At 64.8% G+C, this 21,346-nt stretch carries 19 protein-coding genes and 2 pseudogenes; 3 read left to right on the forward strand and 18 right to left on the reverse strand.

Going from position 1 to position 21,346, the window contains the following annotated elements:
* Positions 1 to 30: 30 nt before the first annotated feature.
* The 7 genes and pseudogenes from AC1DYM_RS12070 to AC1DYM_RS12100 all read right to left on the reverse strand — a co-directional run bounded on the left by AC1DYM_RS12070 (position 31) and on the right by AC1DYM_RS12100 (position 5,207).
* On the reverse strand, positions 31 to 708 hold the full coding sequence (locus AC1DYM_RS12070) for a DUF2589 domain-containing protein (protein WP_477338573.1): 678 nt from the start codon (positions 706 to 708) through the stop codon (positions 31 to 33).
* A 68-nt stretch (positions 709 to 776) separates the two neighbouring features.
* Positions 777 to 896, reverse strand: a pseudogene (locus AC1DYM_RS12075) (DUF2589 domain-containing protein); the annotation flags it as partial.
* Positions 876 to 1,298, reverse strand: a pseudogene (locus tag AC1DYM_RS12080) (DUF2589 domain-containing protein); the annotation flags it as partial. The pseudogenes AC1DYM_RS12075 and AC1DYM_RS12080, both read right to left, overlap by 21 nt.
* Before the next feature lie 3 nt (positions 1,299 to 1,301).
* Positions 1,302 to 1,859, reverse strand: coding sequence for a glycoside hydrolase family 108 protein (locus tag AC1DYM_RS12085; protein ID WP_477338575.1), 558 nt, complete (start codon positions 1,857 to 1,859; stop codon positions 1,302 to 1,304).
* 117 nt (positions 1,860 to 1,976) lie between these two features.
* On the reverse strand, positions 1,977 to 2,627 hold the full coding sequence (locus AC1DYM_RS12090) for a LuxR C-terminal-related transcriptional regulator (RefSeq protein WP_477338685.1): 651 nt from the start codon (positions 2,625 to 2,627) through the stop codon (positions 1,977 to 1,979).
* A 367-nt stretch (positions 2,628 to 2,994) separates the two neighbouring features.
* On the reverse strand, positions 2,995 to 4,536 hold the full coding sequence (locus AC1DYM_RS12095; protein WP_477338577.1) for a cation:proton antiporter: 1,542 nt from the start codon (positions 4,534 to 4,536) through the stop codon (positions 2,995 to 2,997).
* An 86-nt stretch (positions 4,537 to 4,622) separates the two neighbouring features.
* A complete protein-coding gene (locus AC1DYM_RS12100; protein ID WP_477338579.1) occupies positions 4,623 to 5,207 on the reverse strand; it encodes a hypothetical protein in 585 nt (194 codons plus the stop codon).
* 11 nt (positions 5,208 to 5,218) lie between these two features.
* Between AC1DYM_RS12100 and AC1DYM_RS12105 the strand changes: the two genes are divergently transcribed.
* Positions 5,219 to 6,586 (forward strand): erythromycin esterase family protein, encoded by a 1,368-nt coding sequence (locus tag AC1DYM_RS12105; protein WP_477338581.1) that lies wholly within the window; start codon positions 5,219 to 5,221, stop codon positions 6,584 to 6,586.
* On the forward strand, positions 6,583 to 7,314 hold the full coding sequence (locus AC1DYM_RS12110) for a hypothetical protein (RefSeq protein WP_477338583.1): 732 nt from the start codon (positions 6,583 to 6,585) through the stop codon (positions 7,312 to 7,314). Before AC1DYM_RS12105 ends, AC1DYM_RS12110 begins: the two co-directional genes overlap by 4 nt.
* Before the next feature lie 36 nt (positions 7,315 to 7,350).
* On the opposite strand, the gene AC1DYM_RS12115 is transcribed toward AC1DYM_RS12110, so the two are convergent.
* The 11 genes from AC1DYM_RS12115 to AC1DYM_RS12165 form a co-directional block, all read right to left on the reverse strand.
* Positions 7,351 to 7,896 carry a hypothetical protein gene (locus AC1DYM_RS12115; protein WP_477338585.1) on the reverse strand — a complete coding sequence of 182 codons (546 nt, stop codon included), beginning with the start codon at positions 7,894 to 7,896 and terminating at the stop codon, positions 7,351 to 7,353.
* Between the two features lie 96 nt (positions 7,897 to 7,992).
* Positions 7,993 to 9,324, reverse strand: coding sequence for a replication-associated recombination protein A (locus AC1DYM_RS12120; RefSeq protein ID WP_477338587.1), 1,332 nt, complete (start codon positions 9,322 to 9,324; stop codon positions 7,993 to 7,995).
* 56 nt (positions 9,325 to 9,380) lie between these two features.
* Positions 9,381 to 10,754, reverse strand: a complete 1,374-nt coding sequence (locus tag AC1DYM_RS12125) for a DUF3999 family protein (protein WP_477338589.1) — start codon at positions 10,752 to 10,754, stop codon at positions 9,381 to 9,383.
* A complete protein-coding gene (locus AC1DYM_RS12130) occupies positions 10,744 to 13,170 on the reverse strand; it encodes a DUF2339 domain-containing protein (protein WP_477338591.1) in 2,427 nt (808 codons plus the stop codon). Before AC1DYM_RS12130 ends, AC1DYM_RS12125 begins: the two co-directional genes overlap by 11 nt.
* A gap of 600 nt (positions 13,171 to 13,770) precedes the next feature.
* Positions 13,771 to 14,298, reverse strand: a complete 528-nt coding sequence (locus tag AC1DYM_RS12135) for a hypothetical protein (protein WP_477338593.1) — start codon at positions 14,296 to 14,298, stop codon at positions 13,771 to 13,773.
* A gap of 235 nt (positions 14,299 to 14,533) precedes the next feature.
* A complete protein-coding gene (locus tag AC1DYM_RS12140) occupies positions 14,534 to 14,938 on the reverse strand; it encodes a hypothetical protein (protein ID WP_477338595.1) in 405 nt (134 codons plus the stop codon).
* A gap of 7 nt (positions 14,939 to 14,945) precedes the next feature.
* Entirely contained in the window at positions 14,946 to 15,284 is a 339-nt protein-coding gene (locus tag AC1DYM_RS12145) for an STAS-like domain-containing protein (RefSeq protein WP_477338597.1), read from the reverse strand.
* A gap of 317 nt (positions 15,285 to 15,601) precedes the next feature.
* Entirely contained in the window at positions 15,602 to 16,252 is a 651-nt protein-coding gene (lolA, locus tag AC1DYM_RS12150) for an outer membrane lipoprotein periplasmic chaperone LolA (protein ID WP_477338599.1), read from the reverse strand.
* Between the two features lie 31 nt (positions 16,253 to 16,283).
* Entirely contained in the window at positions 16,284 to 16,712 is a 429-nt protein-coding gene (locus tag AC1DYM_RS12155) for a hypothetical protein (protein WP_046969256.1), read from the reverse strand.
* A gap of 6 nt (positions 16,713 to 16,718) precedes the next feature.
* Positions 16,719 to 19,067, reverse strand: coding sequence for a DNA translocase FtsK (locus AC1DYM_RS12160; protein WP_477338601.1), 2,349 nt, complete (start codon positions 19,065 to 19,067; stop codon positions 16,719 to 16,721).
* Between the two features lie 32 nt (positions 19,068 to 19,099).
* The gene (locus AC1DYM_RS12165) at positions 19,100 to 20,164 is read right to left on the reverse strand and encodes an alanine dehydrogenase (RefSeq protein WP_477338603.1); all 1,065 of its coding nucleotides are present in this window, start codon (positions 20,162 to 20,164) and stop codon (positions 19,100 to 19,102) included.
* Positions 20,165 to 20,370: 206 nt separating this feature from the next.
* Here AC1DYM_RS12165 and trxB point away from each other — a divergent pair, with 206 nt between their 5' ends.
* Positions 20,371 to 21,333, forward strand: coding sequence for a thioredoxin-disulfide reductase (gene trxB, locus AC1DYM_RS12170; RefSeq protein WP_477338605.1), 963 nt, complete (start codon positions 20,371 to 20,373; stop codon positions 21,331 to 21,333).
* Positions 21,334 to 21,346 lie beyond the last annotated feature (13 nt).

The raw sequence follows: 21,346 nt of genomic DNA on the forward strand, positions 1-21,346 counted from the left end.
GCGCCGCGATCCGGGTTGGGACCGAAACGCTTAACCGCCAGCCGCGGCACCGCCACCGGCGGCCGCACCACCACCGGCAAGCGCCGGCGTATCCGTGACAGGCACCGGCGCGCTGATCTTGCGGGGCGCGCAGGCGGTCTGCAGGATGTCGAGCACGCGCATCAGGCCTTCCGGCGCGCCACCGTCTTCGGCGTGAACCGCGACGTTGTACTTGGCCGAGTTATCCGACGCGCGGGTGCTCTCCTTCGAGGACGACACCGCGCCGGACACCTTCGCGGTGGCCTTGAAGATGCCCCAGCCGATCGACATCGACGCATCGAACGAGCCGCTCTTGGAATCCTTCTCGGTCTGGCTGAAGGACGACTTCACTTCCATGTTGAAGGTGATGTCCACCGTGGTGATGCTCAGGTTCGGGACCTTGACGATGGCCAGCAGCGGGACTTCCAGCTCGACCTCTTCTTCGGCGATGCCAGCGCCGTTCGGGTCGTCGACGGGACGCTTGAACTTGAAGCTCGCGGTACGCGTGGCACCCACGCCATTCGCATCGTTCGCGGCCGGCGGCAGGAAACCGATGACCTTGATGAAATCCGCGGTGGCCTGGGCAAGCTTGACTTGGGCTTCGCACGCCGCGGTGAGCGGCGAGCCGATCAGGTCGGCGATGGGAAGACCCTTGAACTGGCTTGAGATGTTGACGAGTTCGTCAGCCATGATGTGACTCCTTATGGTGTTTGACGCGCCGCGCGGGATGCGCACCGCGGTTCAGCGCGATCGACGGATCAGTCGCCCGGCTTGAACGTCTTGAAGACCCCCTGGGTCTGTGAGAGGTGGTTCATCAGCCGTGCCGCACCGTCGGTGGGTTCGCTGCCTTCCACACGAATCATCACGTGCACCGCGCCGCCCTGGCCGTCCTTGCCGCTGGCGGCCGGATCGACGCGAAGATGCGGTCGCGACGAGGCGGGCTTGCCTTTCCAGCCCGGCTGCGACGTCGAGTCGTCGTCCGGCGTATCACCCTCGATCAGCGGCCCGATGTCGGCATCGAAGGTGATCTCCACCTCCTTGATGCGCAGCACGTTGGTCGAGACCAGCGGCAGGATCGGCGCGCGGTAGAGGTCCTCGTCATCCTCGCCGGCATCCGGATGCATGGACGGCATGCGGATGACGACGCTCTTGGGCCGGTTGTCTTCGTCGAAGAAGTCGCTCAGGTGCGACATCTGGTGTTGCTCGATGCGGTCCTGCGCGTCGACGACGGCGCCGGCAATGGCCTCGATCAGGGTGTTCAGGGAGGTCTGTGCAGCCATGGCTCAGACGCCTCCCTTTGCAGGCGCCAGGTCGGGGAACGAATCCACGCGGGCCAGCCAGCCTTTAAGGAACTTGCCGAGGCTCGGTTTCCTGTTCACCAGATCGGTGTAGTAATCCTTGCGACCCTGCTTATAGGCCGTGTAGACGGCCACGCTATCTGCCTTTGCCAGGGCGGCCATGGTGCCGGCACCGATCGCGCCATCCACCGCGAGTAGCGGCGTAGCACCGAGGGTGTTCAACACGCGTTGCAGCAGCTTCGATGCGTTGCCGCCGGCATTGACCTGGAAGTCGAAGACGATGTTCGCCAGCGGCTGCAGCGCGATCTCGTCGCCATGCACCTTGTCCCAGTACAGCGCCTTGTAGATGATGCCGGCCTGGGCGTCGGTCAGTGCACGCAGGTTGTCGAGCGTGGGCGGAATGTTGAGCAGGCGCTGGGCGCACTGCTCGAACGTCCCGATGGTCACGCCCTTGTTGGTAGCACCGCCCGGGTCTGCCGGGTCGTTGACGAACCCACCCTCGTGCTTGAGCAAGGTGGGAAAGAAGCTTGTGAAGTCGGCCATGAGTGATCTCCCGGTGCGGCGTGGTGGGTCCTGGTGGAGCCACTATCCGGTCGGCACCGCAGGCGCGGGATCGGGAAAAACCTGATTCCCGCGCGTGCGATGCCTGATCGCTTCACGTCACGGTTCGAGCGCCGTGAGGCCTTCGCGCAAGGCATAACGCGTGAGCTGCGCGATGCCGTTGATACCGAGCTTGGCCATGATGTGCTCACGATGCGTGCCCACGGTTTTCACGCTAACGTGCAGCCGCGATGCGATGTCCTTCGCGCTGAGTCCTTCGGCGAACAGCTGGGTGATTTCGCGCTCACGTGGACTGAGAGGCTCACGCGGCGCGAACGACGGTGAGCTGCTTCGACGCATGCCATCCACCAGCAGATGGGCGATATCCGGACTGATGAAGAAACGCGAGCGCATCACGCTGTCGATCGCTTCGTGCAGCACCTCGAAGCCATCGCGTTTGAGCACGTAGCCGTGTGCACCCGCATCGAACGCGGCGCGCACCCAGCGCGAGTCGTCGTAAGAGGAAAGGCACAGCAATCGTGTTCGCGGGCAACGCGGTGCGATACGGCGGATGGCCTCCAGACCGCTGAGGCCACGCATGGCGCAGTCGAACACGATGAGGCCCGGCTGGCAGCGCAGCGCACTACGCACGCAGTCGCGTCCATCGGCGGTGCTGCCGATCACCTCGTAGCGCGGTAACGCGGTCAGCAGCGATGCGATGCCCTCACGCAGCAGCGCCTGCTCATCGGCCAGCAGCACGGTGACCGGCATCACGGAAGACACCCTGCCAGCGGCAGCGTGCGGTCATAACGTAAAACACCGCCACGGAGGGCGGTGGTGTGGTCATGCKAAGACATCCTGGACCCCCATTAATCCCTAGTGCCAACTCCCCAACGAACTTCAGAGGTGGCTGGCGTGCGAAAAATCTTTCGATATCTCGCTGCCGGGAAGGGGTTCGTCCGCGGAGCCGGGCGGCCAGGTGATGAGGGTCGTTGCCATGATCGTGAGCTCCAGTCGGTGGTTGGTGCTGGCACCGTATGTCGCCGCACCCCACCGGCCGTATCGGCCAAAACCTGATTTTCACGACGGAAACGGCGTAACTGAGAACTGCGTCTTACTGCCGTATATGCATCTTCGGCTAGCCGCCGGTGATGCGTGTCGCCTCGGCAGGAAGCACGGTGAGTTCGCGCCAATCCAGTTGTTCGAGGAGGAAGTTGTAGTCGTCGTCGCTCAACTGGAAGTCCACGCGGCAGCGTTCCAGCTCAACGCGCTGCGCGGCGACCGCCGCCTGGGCCAGCCCGCAATGCCGATCGAAGGCTTCGGTACGGGCCGGCTCGTCGAAGGCATCGGCCTCGATACGATAGAGCGCGGCAAGGCGCCTGCCCTCCTCGTCCGCTTCGACGGCCATGCGCTCGAGCGCCACCTTGACCAGCCCCAGCCGCACCGCACGTAGCTCCTGCTCGCCGACGGCGCGGTGGTCGAGGCCAAGCAGACGGATCACGGGGGCCAGGGTCATCCCCTGTACGACGAGCGTCGCCAGCACGACGGCGAACGCGGTGAGCACCACCGTATCGCGCTGCGGAAAGTTCTCCGGGAGGATGAAAGCGGTGGCCAGGGTCACCAGGCCGCGCATGCCACACCAGCCGGCGAGCGTCGCCTGCTGCCAGCTGGCGGGCGACTCCCGTCCGCGCTTCACCCGGTACCAGGCGACCGTGCGGTTGAAACTCAGCGCAAAGACCAGACGCACGACCACCACGATAGCCGTGACGATCCCCGCGAACATCAAAGCCTGGCGAAGATGCTCGCCGCTCATGGCTCCGACGATGCGCCGCGCCTGCAGGCCCATCAGGAGGAAGGCCGTGACATTGAGCACGAAGACCACCGCGCCCCACACCGCGTACGACTGCACCCGCAGTCGCGGCGAGGACGGATCCGAACGCCTGCTGGCCACGGTCATCGCCATCGCGACGACTGCGAGCACAGGCGATACATGCAGATGTTCGGCGACGATCCAGACCAGGAAGGTGTTGACGAACTGGAACAGGTTGCTGTCGAGTGCGCCGCTGATGTATCGCGTGGCGATTGGCAACAACCACCCCACCAGCATGCCGAACAGCACGCCACCCGGTGCCGCCAGTGCAAAGCCGAGGATCTGTGGCGCGGTCACCGCACCCGCCGTCTGCACCGACAACGCCACGCCAAACAACAGCAGCGCCGCGGCATCGTTGAACAGGCTCTCGCCGCGAATGATCGCGTCGGTGTTGCGCGGAATGGACATGCCCGAAAGGATGGCCGTCGCGGCCGCTGCATCCGGCGGCGCGACGATAGCGCCAAGCACGAGGGCCGCGGCGAAAGGCAGACCTGCCAGCGCCCAACCGGCCCAGGCGACCAACAGCGCCGTCAAAACCACACCACCGACGGCCAGGGTAAACAGCGGGACCCAGAAGCGCTTCGCACGCGCGACCGGGAAATCGAACGCCGCATCCATCAGGGCGGGTGCGATGAACAAGGGCAACGCGGTGCGCGGATCGATCGGAAAATCCGGCGCACCGGGCAATAGCGCCACGCCAACGCCCGCCAGCGCGAGCAGCGAGGGATACGGCAGGGACAGCCGTCGTGCCACCTGCATCAACGCGACGGCGGCCATGAGCAGGAGCAGGAGGCTTTCGAAGAGTGTCAAACGCGGGGTCCTTCCGGATCGGTCCCGTGGAGGTTACGACGCGCGGAACACCTTGCGAACCCTACCTGTCTCCCGCCGGAGCCTGTTTACCGCGCCGCGAAGCCCTTCTTCACGCCCCTGCCGAGCCACCACCCCATCACCGCACCGGCAAGCAGCCAGCCGAACGCCTGCTCGATCAGGGTGCCGACGGTGAACGCGGCCGGGAAGCGGTACCAGTTCCAGAACGGCACCATGAGCGAGAGCCAGGCGAACACGCCAAAAGCCAGGCCGACATACAACCCTCGAACTGCACTAACCATGGACCGGACGAGGATCAGCACGATCAGCAAGGCGGCCAGGGTGTCGGACAGCCACTGATGGAACAGGTTGGCGCCCATTTCCATATAGTCACGGCCGTAGGGCGAATAGACGATGAAGGCAAAGGGCGAGGCCTTGGCCTTCGTGGAAAACGCCTCCTTCGCCTTGGGATCGTCGGCCTTGGCCATGTCGAAATACGGCAGCACGAAGATCGCGTGCTCGGCCGGCAGGTTCTCGTGCAACGCCGTGATGAGCTTGTCTTCGTCGACCGGTGCCCGCATCGACATCTCGCCGATGGGAATGACCATGTGCGCGAACGCACCCCAGAGGAACATCACAAGCCCGCCAAGCAAGGCGGCTATGGCAATGCGCATGGTCCTTCTCCGTGGCCGAGGTGGTTCGAGGGTACGTCCGGAACCGGGGCGTCGCCTATCGGCCTTTTGGGAGGGTGCGGCTTTCCAAATCGCACGGCCTTGCCGTTTCGCATGCCTCGCCCCCCTGTAGGAGCCGATTCATCGGCGATAAGGAGCTAGCGACAATCCCACCCTGCTTAGGACTCAATGTGGCCCGCCTGCTGTTTGTGCTTCTCTGCCTTTGCGGCATTGGATTCGGCTCCCTGTGGGCAGCCGACGCCCCGCCCACCGTGCCCACCCAAGCGCTGGCGCCGGTCGTGCGCGAGATGTGCTCAAGGAAGATCGTGTTCCTCGGCGAAGATGCGAACCACGCTGGCGCGCAAACGATCGCCGTAAAAGCACAGCTTGTCGAAATACTGGTTCAGAAGTGCGGTTTTCGCGGTGTCGTGTTCGAAAGCCAGTTCTACGACATGCTCGACTTTCAGCATTCACTGGCCGACGGCGCAGCGACAGAATCCCAGCTATCGAGCGCGATCGGTGCGCTTTGGTCGCGCTATGCCGTCTTCCAGCCCTTCCAGGCATGGCTCTTCAAAGAGGCATCGGCTGGTCGTGTATGGCTTGCGGGCGTCGACCCGCAGGTCGGTGGCATCGGTGCGCGCTACTCGCCCGCCGAGTTGCCGAAAGCATTTGCAGCGGTGCTCGACGAGGGAGATCGCCGTCGCTGTCTGGAGGCCATGACGCGGCACAACCAATGGACGTACGACGACGCGCACCCCTTCGACCAGGCGGCGTTCAACACTCTGGAGGAGTGCCTTCGCAAGGTAGCCGCTGCGCCTGCACTCCAGTCGGGGCCCGCATCGTCGCGCCTCTCGGCCATGGTGTCCTCGTACCGCGCTTACCTGCAATCGATCGACCCGCATGGCGCCGATGAAGGTGCGCGTGACCGGGCGATGCATCGGAACCTCACATGGCTGGTCTCGCAGTGGCCGAGCGATACCAAGGTGGTGGTCTGGACGGCATCCGTGCATGCATCGAAGACACCGATCGATAGCGTGAGCCACGGGGCAACGTCCTTTGGCACTTATGTCCACCGAACCATGGGCAACCAGGCCTATGCGTTGGGATTCAGCGCGTTCGGCGGGAGCTACGGGACGATCGGCGGCCGTGGTCCGATCCATGAGCTGGCCCCGCCACCCTCAGGATCGCTCGAAGCKTTCGCTTTTGCGTCGCGTGCCAACCAGGACAATGCGCGTTTCCTTTCTTCTACCGCGCTGAAACAGCTGGGCAACGTCCCGGGCCGCGCCTTCGTCTACAGCAGGCTCCAGTCCCTTCCGTGGTCGGACTATCTGGACGGGATACTGGTRTTGCGGACGGAGACAGCCGCCGAGGCTTCGCCATGACCGAGCGAGTTGCTGGACGCTGCTCAAAAAGCCATCATCCCCCCAATAGCCAACGCATCCAGAATGCCAATCAGCACGACCCAACGATCCGGCAGAACACCCAAGGAAACCAACGGGCTCATGGAATGAAATACGCTGCGTGGGCCCTGCTGATTCTCCTCAGCCTCCTCACCGTCATCACCGGGCTGAAGATGCTCGGCGCCTATGCCAGGCCACACCCACCCATAGCTGTAGCGAAGCCCCGAGTGCATCGCGTCCGCACGCCGCCTCCGGATACGCTGCCGCCCATCGACCTGCCTTGGCCTGCCGGCTGGGAAGTGACCCCAGACGATGGTTCCCAGCGACCCTATTCGGAGCAGATCACCGCACGCCTGAAAAAGCACGGCAAGGTCATCGCCTCCATCGATGCGTCGATCGGATGGGTGGATCCTCCGGGCTCACTGGACGACTTCATCGACCTCTTGATCGCAGGCGATATCAGCTCGGCAAAAAAAGGCGGACAAGCTTTAGCCACGCCAGTGCCCGAACACGGCACGTGGCGAGGTCATCCCACCGTCCAGTATGAGATCGCGTACGTGTCTCATGGCGATGCCATGCGTCGTCGTCTCGTCGCGACCAAAGGCTCCGGCTCGTTACTGTGCCTGCTGACGATCAAGGCAACCGGCAAGAACTTCGAGAAGAACCTGCCGAGATTCGAACGGTTGATGGATCAGTTCCCCTGCCCTTGAGTTGGTCTGATCGTTCAGAAGCCTGAGCCTCCCGCCTCACCTCGTCCGAAATAGCCGTTGGCATACCCACAGGATCAACACGATCAGGAAGGAGAACGACACCGGGCTGACGATCATCTTGATCTCCGGAGCCAACGCCAGAAGAGCCTCGTGTTTGCGCAGCGCCTTGTAATCGACATCCATCTTCCGGACACATCGCTGCAGCCACGGCGTCCACTTTCTGATCTGTTCCGATTCGCGCTCCTCCCGCTCATCGGGAGTCAACCGGCGGCGGTCGGCCATCTTCATCAGTTCGGGGGACACCGACGAGCCGTCGTTCTTGCCGGCTTCCTTGATGAGGGCGGCGAAGGCGTCCGGGTCTTGCAACAATCCGCGGACCTTGGCTTCGGAATACATCTGGGTCAATACCAGATCTTTACCAAATGGCGTGATGGTGCAGTAATCGGTAACGCGCTCGGCGCGAAGCTCGTCCACGTTGGGCCACGGCATATGCCGCAGCCCCAGGGCGAGGATCAGTACGGTCCAGGCGAGGGAACCGATGACCCAGAGACGCCACCAACGAACAGGTCGCTTCGCTTCCATGTGCAGATCCTTCTGTTTCGTCGGGAGGCGCAATTTTTTGCGATCATATCGGCAGCGTAGAGGCCTGTCGACACCGATTCCCTGTCCCTTAGGATCTCAGCCCTTCTTTTCCCGGGCCGCCGCCCGCGCCGCACGCAACGCCGCCAGCTTCTCGCCGAGCTTCAACTCCAGCCCACGGTCCACCGGCTCGTAGAACGTCATGCCGACCAGTTCATCGGGCAGGCACTGCTGATCCAGCGCCACGCCACCTTCGGCATCGTGGTCGTACTGGTAGCCCGTGCCGTAGCCGAGGCCCTTCATCAGCTTGGTCGGTGCATTGCGCAGATGCATCGGCACGTCCAGCGTACCCATCTGTTTCACCGTGGCGCGGGCCTTGTTGAAGGCCATGTACGCCGCGTTGCTCTTCGGCGAGATCGCCAGCCAGATCGCCAACTGGGCTAGGCCGAGTTCGCCTTCGGGACTGCCCAGCCGCTCGTAGGTATCCCACGCATCGAGTGCCATGCGCCACGCACGGGGCTCGGCCAGCCCGACATCTTCGACGGCCATGCGCGTCATGCGGCGTGCGAGGTAAAGCGGATCGCAGCCGCCGTCGAGCATGCGCGTGAGCCAGTACACGGCGGCATCCGGATCGGACGAACGCACGGATTTATGCAACGCCGAGATCTGGTCGTAGAACTGCTCGCCGCTCTTGTCGAAGCGGCGCGTGCGATCGGCGAGCACCTGCTCGAGCGTGGCGTCGTCGATGTGGCCGCCCTCGGCCAGCTCGGCGGCGATTTCCAGCAGCGTGAGTGCGCGACGGACGTCGCCGTCGGCAGCGCTGGCAATCATGCGTAGCGACGCCTCTTCCACCGTGAGTTCGAGATCACCCAGGCCACGTTCGCTATCGGCAAGCGCACGACGCAACGCGGCGACAATGTCGTCCGGGCTGACCGAATCGAGCACATGCACGCGGCAGCGCGAGAGCAACGCGGAGTTGAGCTCGAACGACGGATTCTCGGTGGTCGCACCGACGAAGATGATCACGCCGCGCTCGATGTGCGGCAGGAACGCATCCTGCTGCGCCTTGTTGAAGCGATGCACCTCGTCGACGAAGAGCACGGTGCGACGTCCCTGCGCGAAGTTGCCCTCGGCTTCGGCGAGCGCCTTGCGCACGTCCGGTAGCCCGCTCATCACGGCGGAAATCGCACGGAAGTCCGCGTCGGCATACCGGGCAACCAGAAGAGCCAGCGTGGTCTTCCCGCAACCGGGCGGCCCCCACAGGATCATCGAATGCACCTTGCCGGCCTCGAGCGCACGACGCAGCGGCTTGCCCTCGCCGGCCACGCGCTGCTGCCCGACGATTTCGTCGAGGCTGCGCGGACGCATGCGCTCGGCCAGGGGCTTCAGGGCTTCGGGTTCGGCGAAAAGGCCGGGAGACTGGAAAGACATGGGACTCGGTGCCGAGGGTGAACGGGCATTATCGCGCGTTCACCGTGCACGCGCGCTCAAGGGTCCTCACGTGGCCCGGCAGGCGGCTTGCGAAGCAGGCTCAGCGCCATGCCACCCACGACCAGCACGCCCACGGCAAGCACCACCCAGAGGATCACGCGTGTCCAGTCGAAAGGCGCATCCGGCGCGGCGAGGGCGTCGTCGCCCGCCATGCGTTCGCCCGGGCCCGTGCTGGCCTCCGTCGGTCGCCAGCCTTCCGGCTGCTGCTTGCGCAGCCCGGCCAGGGCATCGGCGATGGGCCAGGCCGGCCGACTGGCCAGGCGACTTCCCGCGAGCAATCGATACGGCGCCTGCCCTTCCGGCAGGAAAACGAGGCGATCCGGCACCCATCCCAGGGCGAGCTGCGGCGGGTCGCGCAGCGGCGTGGCGGAGTGCAGGCGTAGCGCATCGCGGCGGCCGGCCGGGATCGCGAGCGTGGTACTGCCATCGCCCTGCGCCGCGGTGACGACGAGCGTGCCGAGCGACTCACTGAGGTGATCGCCCTCGAGCGACGCCGCATCCACGCGTGCGACCGCGTCGCTACCGCGCTTCAGGCGCAGCGCGTTGATCGGCAACGCGGAGGGAAGCCTGTAGTCGTAATCGACGCCCTGCCCGCTGGACGTCGAACGGGTCGGCTGCACATCGAGCCACTGGCGCACGGATTCGTCGGCGCCGAGTTTTTCTTCCACGCGACCGGCGAGGGTCGCTTTCGCGTCACCCGCCGTCGCCCAATGCACGCTGCCGCTGACGATGCGCACACGAAAGTAGCGACCCGTGGCGCCTTCGATCTTGACCGTGGAGACATCGGCGGCATTGCCGCCGCGTCCCATCGACAGGATCGTGGCCTGGCGGATCAGGCTGGTCCACGATTGCAGATCGTCGCTGACATCGATCGATACGTTGTCCAGCTGCGCATCCGCACCCTCGCTGACCTGGGTCGGCGGGAAGGTGATCTGCGTGAGGTTGATCGGCGTGCGCGCATCGATCAGCCATTCCTTCACCGGTCCCGGCCCGTTGTCGTTACCGGGCTGGATGACGATGTCGCCGTTGGTGCTGCGCTCGATACGCGGTCCGGGCGTCCCCGCCTCTGCCGGCGGTACGGCGAGCAGCGGCAAGCTCAGGGTCACCGGTCGCGACACCGATTGCAGCGGTTGGTAGAGACCCGACGGCACCTGCTGGCCCGTCGCGTCGACGACGACGACATCGGCGAGCGCCCTATCCGGCCGGGTCCAGGTGTATGCGTCTTGCGGCAGCGGCACGACATAGGCCGGCGCGCCGGGCGCCGCCTTGATGGGATACGCCTGGGCGAATTGATCCGTGGGCGCAGCGGCCCTGACGCCGCTCGCCACCAGGGCAAGGGCCAGCAGCGCGTGGCGAACGTCAGGACGCATGCGAAGACTCCGGCGGGGTTTCAGCGCTTTGCCGCGGCGGCGCGGGCGCGAGGTAACCGATGACCGTGCAGAGCAGGCCATAGGCGATGAACGAGGCGATGCCGAACAGATTGCCGAGATGCCCGCGATCGACCAACAGGAGCTTCGCCAGCACAAGCGCCATGGTCCCCGCACCGGCCATCCACAACAGGCGCTGCCCGCGCTTCGAACCCAGCACCCAGGCGACCACACCGATGATGCTCCAGACCACGGTGAGCGACAGCTCGGCGAGGCTCGAGCCCGGCATGGCGTTGTCCCACGGCACGCCGCCGAGGTGATGCACGGAGCGCAGCGTCATGCTCGTGGCGACGATGAAGAACATGACGGCGAGTACGGCGGGCCGGACGCGACGCACCTCGACCGGCACGCTCGCATCGGAGATGCCACGCGCCGTGAACAGGATCACCGCGATCAACAGCAGATCGACCGGGTTGAGGACGGGGATGAACACCAGCGGACGCGGCTCCCCCGCAGTGCCGAGGGCGATGACGCCGGCGAAGAACAGGGCCACCGCCGCGCAGCCGCCGACGGCGTTGCGAATGGCCTCCGCATAGACCGCCAGCGGCGCGGCGATGACGCGCGGACGCCACAGAACGAGTGCCGCAAGCAGCAGGGTCGGCATCGCGGCGGCCAGCACTTTCCAGCCCTGCCCCATTGTCGTGGCGAAGTCGAAAGCCAGTACGATCGCTGCTGTACCGATGGCGAGCCAACGTACCCAGGCGATCGTCGCGGCGAGCACGGCGGCGACCCGATGCGCCACGAGCGCACGCAGCGTGAACCAGCCCGTTGCCAGCATCACCACGACGCCCGCCAGCGGCCAACCGGCAAGCGGCTGGATGTTTTCATTCGCGGCGGACAACGCCACCAACATGCCGGCGAACAGGAAGAACGGCACACTGAAGGCGAGGACGACGCCCAGATCGAGCTTGCGCACGCGCTTGCAGGCTTCGGCCAGGATCCACGCCGTCACCGCGAGCACGACCAGCCAGTAACCGAAGGCCAGGGAACGATCGACCACGAACGTATCGATCTCGTTGGCGAAACTCACCAGCCACCAGGCCATCGCCCAGAGCATCAGGCCCACCCGCGCGAGGCCCGAGACACCACGCGACATGCCATGCCGGTCGAACTGCCACACGCCGATGCCGGCACCGACGACCAGCAACAAGCTGCCGATGAACACGGCATTGAGGATGGGCAGATCGTTGGCGTGATGCGTGAACAGCGTGGCGAGGGTCCACGCCGCTGCCGCCGCCAGTTGCAGGAATACACCGGCCCAGCGTGGCAGACGTCGTGCTTGACGGAAACCGAGCCAGATCAGGCCCGCACCCTCGAGCGCGAACACGCTTGCCGTGACACTCGCACTCAGCGCAAGCGGCACGGCGATCGTCGCAAAGGCCACGGCCAGCACGGCCCAGGTCTCGCGCAACAGGCCCATGTCCTCGCGCTGGCGGATAGCGAAGGCGATCGCGACATAGATCGCCGCGGCGACCAGGGCGGAGATCGCCAGCGGCATCGGCGCCCAGTCGAGCAAGGCACCTTGCAGTAGCAGGCTGGCGAGGGGACTGCCGAACATCAGGCAACCATCGAGGATCGCGCGCTCGCGCTTCGGCGAGCGCAGCACATGCAGCCAGGGCACGGCGAGGTACAGCAGGAAATGCAGGATCAGGAAGGGCTCGGTGCTGGCGAACAAGGCCGGTCGATAACTCAACACACCCCATGCCGTACCGACGCCGAAGGTCGCGATGAAGCCGAGCACGTTGAGCACGCGCCAGGCTTTTTTCCACGCGATCCCGAGGATGCCGAGATTGAGCACAGCGTAATACGAGAACAAGGCCACATGATTGCCCTGCCCCGTCGACGCGATGATCGGCGCGGCGAAACCGGCGATGAGGCCAAGCACGGCGAGCGCCAGCGCATCCTGCAACACCGCAAGCACGCCGAGGCCAGCGACAAAGACGATGAGCAAGGCGAACGTCGCCGTCGCCGGAAGGAGTCCGTACAGGCGATAGGCAGCGAACACCGTCATCACCAGCACGCCGATCGCACCGCCCTGCAACGCCAGCGCGAAAGAACGGCGCTTATCGCGCTGCAACCAGCCGAACGCCACACCGGCAATCGCGGCCAAGGCCACGAGGCTGAGGCGAACGGAAATCGGCATATGGAACAGCCCCTGGTCCGAGGCGTACTTAAGGAACGCGGCCACGCCGGCAAACAACACCAGCATGCCCACCTTCACCGGCACGTTGCCTTCGGTGATCCAGCGCTTGCCCGCCTCCACCAGCCGCTCGACCCAGGAGGGCCCAGCCGGCACCACCGACGGCGGAAAGATCGGCCGCGGCGCAGGCGCCGCGCCGCCCGAAGGTAGCGGCGGCATGGCCGGCGGCGTGGCAGAACTGTGGGAGCCGACTGTGCCGGCAGGAGGCACAGCAGGTGCCGCTCGGTAGGAGCCGACTTCGTCGGCGATAGGCGTATGAGGTCCGGACACCGCATGAGGCGCAGCCTCAGTCCCGGACGCAGGCCACTCAGCCCGTTCATCCAGGAACGTCTCGGACGAAACCCCCTGCTCTGTGGGGGAGCCGGCTTTGCCAGCGATCGTCCCCAGCGTCGCCAGCCGCCTGCGAACCTCGTCGAGGTCCCGCTTCAGCCCCGACATCCGTCCCCAGACCAGCCCGATCGCCGACCCACCGACCGCGCCCTCCCAGCCCTGGGTAACCAATGCCCCGACGATCGCGCCAATGATGGCCCAGACCACAATCATGCCTTCCCCACTCCCCACCATCCTGTGTGCGGCGAGTCTGGCATGAAATTGCGAACCGGGAGGAGCCGGCCCCACGAGATCGGCACTTGTAGGAGCCGATTCATCGGCGATCCCGCGGCAGCGGGCAAGGTTACGGCGAGCACCCTATCGCCGATGAATCGGCTCCTACCGTGCCGAAAACGGCTCCGACTCCGTGCGGCTCGTCATTGGACCAATCTATCGATAATGTCGCGTGAGGATGCCAATGGCGATGATCAACCCGAAGAACGTCGGGATCATCAACAGCAACCAGAACACTTCCTTGGACGCTTCTGGCTCGGTCTGCCCCGTTTCCTTCCAGCGAGCCAACCAGGTCATTTGACTCTGGAGGTAGAGCATCTGGAAAAAGAAAAGCGTGAGACCTCCGATCTTCAACGCGATGCCTCGCCGGGCCGCATCTTCACGCATCGACCTCGCCATGGAGAAATAGGCAGCGATCTGCACGGCAAAGGCGGTAAGCGATAGCAGCAGCGCATAACTTATCGAGCGCGACATCACGCTCGCGACAAGGCTACCGAGCGCGCCGATGAGCATGCTCGCCACGAACATTTCCGTTGCGCGATTCGACGGGTCGATCCTCTTGACCCAGATCGATTGCACGAACATCCACACCCACGGAAAGATACCGAAGGTAAAGAAGGCCAACAGCACGATCAAAAACCAATGGAGCGACGGCGGAGGTGGAAGTGTCTGCCGGGCGGCCATCGACGCTGCGCCTGGCAGCGGTGGCGGAGAGCCCTCAAAGACGGGGTCTACAGCGAAAAACGCTGATAGCGGCTCCCACGCCGCCATACCTTCGCGCCATGCAAGCGTATCGCTGGTCAGTTGCCCAGTGCGGAGCCACTGGCGAATGATCGCTTCGGTATACCGAATTTTTGGCCATCTCGGCCGAGCCAGATCGCGTCGTCGTCAGTCATGGTGTCCCTTCCTTCCCCAGGATCTAATGTCCCGTTGGAAGGGGGGCCGAGTCAATCAGGTCACGCTCGATAGCGTAGGTCGTGCCGGTGCTCAGGGTGTACAACCCGTCGATTCGARCCCGAACGACCTCAGGCAAGACGATGGGAATCGCGTGGGCAAACAGCACGTCGAGTCTAAGATCGAGCGCGTCAAACAAACTGGCAATGTCGGACTCTAGCTTCGGATCCTGTCCATCAGCGCGCCAATAACGTTTCACGGCAAGAGCGATCTGCTCAATGGTCGACCCCACCGCGTCCCTGGCAGCCGTGAGTGCAGCCTGTGCACTCGTTTCTCGGGAAGTTCGTTTCGCAACGAGATAACTGACCAGCGTACTCACACCCACGGAAATAAGCGCGCTCGTGCCTTGATCGATATATCCGTCAGTCATCGGCTAGTTACTCCCGCCCGGCAGTTACCAACGCTTCGTCGATGACCGACTGGGCAACCCGGCGATATCTCTGAGCGGCACGGGATTCTGCGATCAGGCGGAGGTGCTTTGCCAGAAACTCCTTGGTGTAGCCGTGGGCGCAAACGAGGCCTCCGAAAGCTTCTTCCAGGAACGAAGATCCGTAGCCTTCGGCATCGTCGAAGACCACATCGACAACATCCTCTTTTTCAAGCGCGGGAACCAGCCATTCCTCACGAAACCGTTCGCCGCTGAACTCGCCATCCGCTAGATGGCGGCCACTGGGGACGTCGGAAAAGTCTTGGGCAATTCGGATGATTTTAGTCATTGCGAGTTCTCTGCAGGCCGACCATGGCAGCACTGAAGGCTACAACGGCGCGGCAGCTTTTTCCCGACTTGCCCCTCGTAAACCACCGTGGGCGCTTCATGGCGCGGCATGTCGGGAATTAGCCGCAAGATGCCCAGGCACCACCGTCGGAATCGTCTGAACTTATTCTCAGCGGATCCCGCGGCAGCGGGCCCGGTTACGGCAAGCACCCTTTCGCCGATGAATCGGCTCCTACAAGAGCATCGCCGATGAATCGGCTCCCACAATGAAACATGAGCCGGCGGAGCCGGCTACCCGGTTCACAACCGGCTATCCGCTTACTTGACGGGCTGGGTCTGCAGCACCGGCGCGTCGCCGATCACATCGGTGCCCTGCGGCGGGACGAAGTCGAACGTGCCCGAGGCGACGGGGCCGTTCTTCACCCAGCCGGCGAACTGGATCTTCGTCGTGTTGCCGAGCTGATCCTTGAAGACCATTTGTGCGAGGCCGCCTGCGTCGAAGCCGAGGTCGGCGAAGTCGAACTGCGGGTCCTTGCCGGTGGACTGCAGGCGCAACCAGACCAGGCCGTCGTGTTCGCCCTTTTCGGTGACCTTGAAGTCCTTGTCCATCTGCGACAGGTCGGTCAGCACGGTCAAAGGACTCTGCGCTTCCTCGCTGCTCTGCTTGCGCACCGTGACCTGCTCGAGGTCCGGGTCGTACAGCCAGACGCGGCTGCCGTCGGCGACGATGGTCTGCTTGTACGGCGCGAGGGTCTCCCAGCGGAACTGACGCGGTGCCTCCAGCGCCATGGTGCCGGTGGTGGTCTTGCCGGCGTCGCCGTTCGCGTTGATCAGCGTCTGGCTGAAGCGCCCCGTCACCGAGTGCAGGCCCTTGGAGAAGGCATCCAGTCGCTCGCGTGCCGGACCGGCGGCGGCGAAGGTCGGCAGGCTGAGGAGGGACAGGGTCGCGGCGAGCAGGAAGCGTTTCATGGGGTGAATTCCGTTAGGTTCAGCGCGATTGTCAGCGATCGGTTTCGAACAGCGACTTAAGCATGTCGATGGCTTCGGTCGGGCTGATCTCGCCCGCTTCCATCTTCTCGCTGATATCGGCGATGGCCTTGCCGTCACGATGCCAGAACGGCGCGGCACGCGTGGCGTGGTGGACCGGCCGGGCTTCCTGGCCGAGCACGACGATCTCGGCGATGGCTTCCTGTTCGGCGAAGATCACTTCGAGCGCATCGTCGACGCCGGCGGTATGGCCGGTCGGGTAATCGCGGGTGACGAAGCAGGCGCGGCCGTCGTCGGCGCGCAGCTCCAGTCCCGGAATGGAGGGATTGAGCTCGAAAATGCTCTCGACCTCGTCCAGTACTTCGGACGTGGGTGCGAGATCACCGGTGACGAGCAAGCCCCAGGGGCGCTGGCGGAGCGCGCCTGGCTTCATGTCGTTCATGGGGAATCAGTCCTTCGGGGGCGGCGGCGCGAGCACTTCGCGGTTGCCGTTGTGCTGCGGCGCGCTGACGATGCCGTCCTGCTCCATCTGTTCGACGAGGCGGGCGGCGCGGTTGTAGCCGATGCGCAGGTGACGCTGCACGCCGGAGATGGACGCGCGACGCGTCTCGGTAACCACACGCACGGCGCGGTCGTAGAGTGCGTTGTCGCTGTCGCTATCGCCTTCGGCATCCTGCGGCAGGCCGGCGTCGTTGATGATCTTGCCGTCCGACGTGGACTGGATTTCTTCGAGCACGCCGGTGATGTAGTTCGGCGCACCCTGCGCACGCAGCCACTCCACTACGTTATGCACCTCGTGATCATCCACGAACGCACCATGCACGCGCTCGGGCGTGGCCGTGCCCGGCGGCAGGTAGAGCATGTCGCCGTGGCCGAGCAGCGCTTCCGCGCCGGACTGATCGAGAATGGTGCGCGAGTCGATCTTCGACGACACCTGKAACGCGATACGCGTCGGGATGTTCGCCTTGATCAGGCCGGTGATCACGTCCACCGATGGACGCTGCGTCGCGAGGATCAGATGCACACCGGCGGCACGCGCCTTCTGCGCCAGACGTGCGATGAGTTCTTCGACCTTCTTGCCGACGATCATCATCATGTCGGCGAATTCGTCGATGATGATGACGATGTGCGGCAGCGGCTCGAGCGGCTCGGCGACCATGCCCGGCATGTCCGGGTTGGCGCGGAACAGCGGATCGAGCAAGGGCTGGCCGCTGCTCTCGGCGTCCTTCACCTTCTTGTTGAAGCCACCGAGGTTACGCACGCCGACCGCGGCCATGAGCTTGTAGCGACGCTCCATCTCGGCCACACACCAGCGCAGGGCGTTGGCGGCTTCCTTCATGTCGGTGACGACCGGCGCCAGCAGGTGCGGAATGCCCTCGTAGACCGAGAGCTCCAGCATCTTCGGGTCGATCATGATCATGCGCACGTCTTTCGGGCTGGCCTTGTACAGCAGGCTCAGCACCATGGCGTTCACCGCCACGGACTTACCCGAACCGGTGGTACCGGCGACGAGCAGATGCGGCATCTTGGCCAGGTCGGTGACGACGGCCTTGCCGCCGATGTCCTTGCCCAGCGCCAGCGCCAGCGGCGACTTCATCTGGTCGTACTTTTCCGAACGCAGGATTTCGGAGAGGTAGACGATCTGTTTCTTGGTGTTGGGGATTTCCAGGCCGATGACGTTCTTGCCGGGAATCACGTCCACCACGCGCACGCTGACCACGGAGAGGCCGCGCGCGATGTCCTTGTCGAGGCTGGAGACCTGGCTGCCGCGTACACCGGCGGCGGGCTCCAGTTCGAAGCGGGTAATGACCGGACCCGGATAGACGCCCATGACGCGGGCTTCGATGCGGAAATCCTTGAGCTTGAGCTCCACCTGGCGCGAGAGCACTTCGAGGGTTTCCTCGGAGTAGCCCGGGCCTTGCGGCGGTGCTTCGTCGAGCAGCGACAGCGGCGGGACTTCGCCGTTCATCGATGCACCGGTAAACAGGGGAATCTGGTTCTCGCGGGACGCACGATCGCTCTTGACCACCATCGGGACCGGGGTCTCGATGCGCACGGGCTCGCGTTTGGCCTGCTTGATCGCCTCGGCCTTCTTGACCACTTCACGCTCGGCGCGTGCGTTGCGTGCGGCCATCACTTCCGGCGCGCGACGCACCTTGCCGCCGAACCAGCCGCCCAGGCGCACGACGCCCTGCCCCGTCAGATCCATGAGCTTGAACCAGGACAGACCCGTAGCGAGGGTGACGGCGATCAGGAAGACGGCGAGCAGGAGCAGCGGTGCGCCCTTGTCGCCAAGCGCGCTGTGCAGGCCGCGACCGACCCACTTGCCGACGATGCCGCCCGGGCCTTCCGGCAGCACGGGCGAATCGACGTTCAGATACACCAGCGCGGGGCCGGTGATGAAGAAAAACACAAACCCGATGAGACGCAGGGAGGGCTCCCACGGCGCGACGAGACGTTCGCCGCGCGCGCGGAGCACCTGCACGCCCAAAGCCAGCAGGAGCAGCGGAAAGCAGTAAGAAACCAGGCCGAAGATGTACCTGAGCAGGTTGGCGATGTTCGCCCCGATCGAGCCACCGAAGTTGGTGGCCCGCTCGGCGATGCCCATGTGACCCCAGCTCGGGTCCTGATCGTTGTAGCTGAGCAGGCAGACGAGCAGGTACAGGGCAAGCGGCAACAGCAGCAACGCCCCGGCTTCACGCAGGCGGCGCTTGAGCTCGTCGCTCAAGCCCTCGCGCTGCTGGGCCTTGACCTGGCTCCGTGCCTGTTTCTTTACGACTTTCGCGCTGCGCGCCACTTAGCAGAGGACCTCGAATCGGGTTTTCGGCATCATGCCATGCCCTGAAGGGCCGGGTGCACGACCTTGCCGGCCTCGATGTTGATACCGCCAGCCAGTGCCGCGTGGTCGCGCCACTCGTTACCGGCGGCCAGGCGCTGCACGTACGGCAAGATGGCGGCCGAGATGGCGGTGGACGAGGTCTGCGGGACGGCGCCCGGCATGTTGGTCACGCAGAAATGCGTCACGCCGTGGACGTCGTAGGTCGGCTCCTTCCAGGTGGTCGGACGCGAGGTCTCGAAGCAGCCGCCCTGGTCGATCGAGATGTCGACGAGCACCGAGCCCTTCTCCATCGTCTTGACCATGGCTTCGGTGACGACGCGCGGGGCCTTGGCGGACGGGATCAGCACGGCACCGACGACGATGTCGGCGTTGCGGACTTCTTCGGCGACCGACGACTCGTAGGCGTACAGCGCGRTGACGTTCGGGCCCATCGCCATCATTTCGGCGAGGCGGTCCTGGCGCTTGTCGAAGACGACGACGTTGGCACCGGCCGAGGCGGCCAGGGCAGCGGCGTTACCACCGGCAGCGCCGGCGCCGAGGACGACGACCTTGCCACGCGGGGTGGAGGCCATGCCGCCGAGCAGCTTGCCCTTGCCACCGTTGGGCTGGTGCAGGAGGGTCGTGCCGATCTGGGTGGCGATGCGGCCGGCGATCACGGACATCGGCAGCAGCAGCGGCAGCACGCCGTTCTCGTCGACGGACTCGAAGGCGATACCGGTCAGGCCGATGTCCAGCAGGCTCTTGGTCAGCGCCGGCTCGGCGGCCAGGTGCAGGTAGCAGAACAGCAGGTGGTGCTTCTTGAGCAACTTGAGATCGCCCTCGATCGGCTCCTTGACCTTGACGATCAGCTCACCCTTTTCGTACAGGGCGGCGGCGTCGGGCACCACGTTGACACCCAGCAGCGAATAGTCGGCGTCCGAGTAGCCGCTCTTGGTGCCGGCGCCGGACTGGATGAAGACCTCATGGCCACGGCGGACCAGATCGGCCGCAGCGGCCGGGATGAGGGCCACGCGGCCTTCGAGGGTCTTGGTTTCGGAGGGGATACCAATGCGCATCTTTTGGAGGATCCTGAATGAGATAAAAGCCGCCCCGTGGGGACAAGGCGAGAGCCGTCATTGCATTGAGTCTTGAATCGCACCCCGGTCTTCCCCATTCTTCCGGGTCGACACACCTCGCAAACCCTCGACACGGCTTTAGCATCCTGCCGCAAGGGGCTAGCGGTACGACCGAAACACGCCGCAGTAAACCTCAAGGATTATACATGAGCACCCCCAAGCACAGCCGCCTGCTGATCCTCGGCTCCGGTCCTGCCGGATACACGGCCGCCGTCTACGCGGCGCGCGCCAATCTCAAGCCGACCATGATCACCGGCCTGGCGCAGGGTGGCCAGCTGATGACCACCACCGAGGTGGACAACTGGCCGGGTGACGAGAAGGGTGTTCAGGGTCCTGAACTCATGCGGCGCATGGCCGAGCACGCCGAGCGCTTCGAAACCGAGATGGTGTTCGACCATATCCACAGCGTGGACCTGGGCAACCGTCCGTTCCGCCTGAAGGGTGACAGCGGCGAGTACACCGCCGACGCCCTGATCATCACCACCGGCGCCACCGCCAAGTACCTGGGCATCGCCTCGGAAGAGAAGTTCAAGGGCCGCGGCGTCTCCGCCTGCGCCACCTGCGACGGCTTCTTCTTCCGCGAGCAGGACGTAGTCGTGGTCGGCGGCGGCAACACCGCCGTGGAAGAGGCGCTGTACCTGGCCAACATCGCCCGCAAGGTCTACCTGGTCCACCGCCGCGACAAGTTCCGCGCGGAAAAGATCATGCAGGACAAGGTGTTCGAGAAGGTTGCTGCCGGCAAGATCGAGCTGCTCTGGAACCATCAGGTCGACGAAGTGCTGGGCGACGACTCCGGCGTGACCGGCGTCCGCGTCAAGGACGTCAACTCCGGCGTGAAGCGCGACCTCGATGCCCAGGGCTTCTTCGTGGCGATCGGCCACACCCCGGCCACCGGCATCTTCGAAGGCCAGCTCGAGATGAAGGACGGCTACATCCAGATCCAGTCCGGCCTGCACGGCGGCGCCACGGCTACCTCGGTGCCGGGCGTGTTCGCCGCGGGCGATGTCGCCGACCACGTCTATCGCCAGGCGGTCACCTCGGCGGGCTTCGGCTGCATGGCGGCGCTCGATGCCGAGCGCTGGCTGGACCAGCAGCACATGCTGACCTGACCGGAACCGGCCC

The organism is Luteibacter sp. P1_D3 (assembly GCF_056406135.1).

Bases quoted from the DNA above. Each gene is read 5' to 3' on its own strand.
- AC1DYM_RS12070 (WP_477338573.1), bottom strand. From the start codon at position 708: ATGGCTGACGAACTCGTCAACATCTCAAGCCAGTTCAAGGGTCTTCCC.
- AC1DYM_RS12085 (WP_477338575.1), bottom strand. From the start codon at position 1,859: ATGGCCGACTTCACAAGCTTCTTTCCCACCTTGCTCAAGCACGAGGGT.
- AC1DYM_RS12090 (WP_477338685.1), bottom strand. From the start codon at position 2,627: ATGCCGGTCACCGTGCTGCTGGCCGATGAGCAGGCGCTGCTGCGTGAG.
- AC1DYM_RS12100 (WP_477338579.1), bottom strand. From the start codon at position 5,207: ATGCGCATTGCCATAGCCGCCTTGCTTGGCGGGCTTGTGATGTTCCTC.
- AC1DYM_RS12110 (WP_477338583.1), top strand. From the start codon at position 6,583: ATGACCGAGCGAGTTGCTGGACGCTGCTCAAAAAGCCATCATCCCCCC.
- AC1DYM_RS12115 (WP_477338585.1), bottom strand. From the start codon at position 7,896: ATGGAAGCGAAGCGACCTGTTCGTTGGTGGCGTCTCTGGGTCATCGGT.
- AC1DYM_RS12120 (WP_477338587.1), bottom strand. From the start codon at position 9,324: ATGTCTTTCCAGTCTCCCGGCCTTTTCGCCGAACCCGAAGCCCTGAAG.
- AC1DYM_RS12125 (WP_477338589.1), bottom strand. From the start codon at position 10,754: ATGCGTCCTGACGTTCGCCACGCGCTGCTGGCCCTTGCCCTGGTGGCG.
- AC1DYM_RS12130 (WP_477338591.1), bottom strand. From the start codon at position 13,170: ATGCCGCCGCTACCTTCGGGCGGCGCGGCGCCTGCGCCGCGGCCGATC.
- AC1DYM_RS12135 (WP_477338593.1), bottom strand. From the start codon at position 14,298: ATGGCCGCCCGGCAGACACTTCCACCTCCGCCGTCGCTCCATTGGTTT.
- AC1DYM_RS12145 (WP_477338597.1), bottom strand. From the start codon at position 15,284: ATGACTAAAATCATCCGAATTGCCCAAGACTTTTCCGACGTCCCCAGT.
- lolA (WP_477338599.1), bottom strand. From the start codon at position 16,252: ATGAAACGCTTCCTGCTCGCCGCGACCCTGTCCCTCCTCAGCCTGCCG.
- AC1DYM_RS12155 (WP_046969256.1), bottom strand. From the start codon at position 16,712: ATGAACGACATGAAGCCAGGCGCGCTCCGCCAGCGCCCCTGGGGCTTG.
- trxB (WP_477338605.1), top strand. From the start codon at position 20,371: ATGAGCACCCCCAAGCACAGCCGCCTGCTGATCCTCGGCTCCGGTCCT.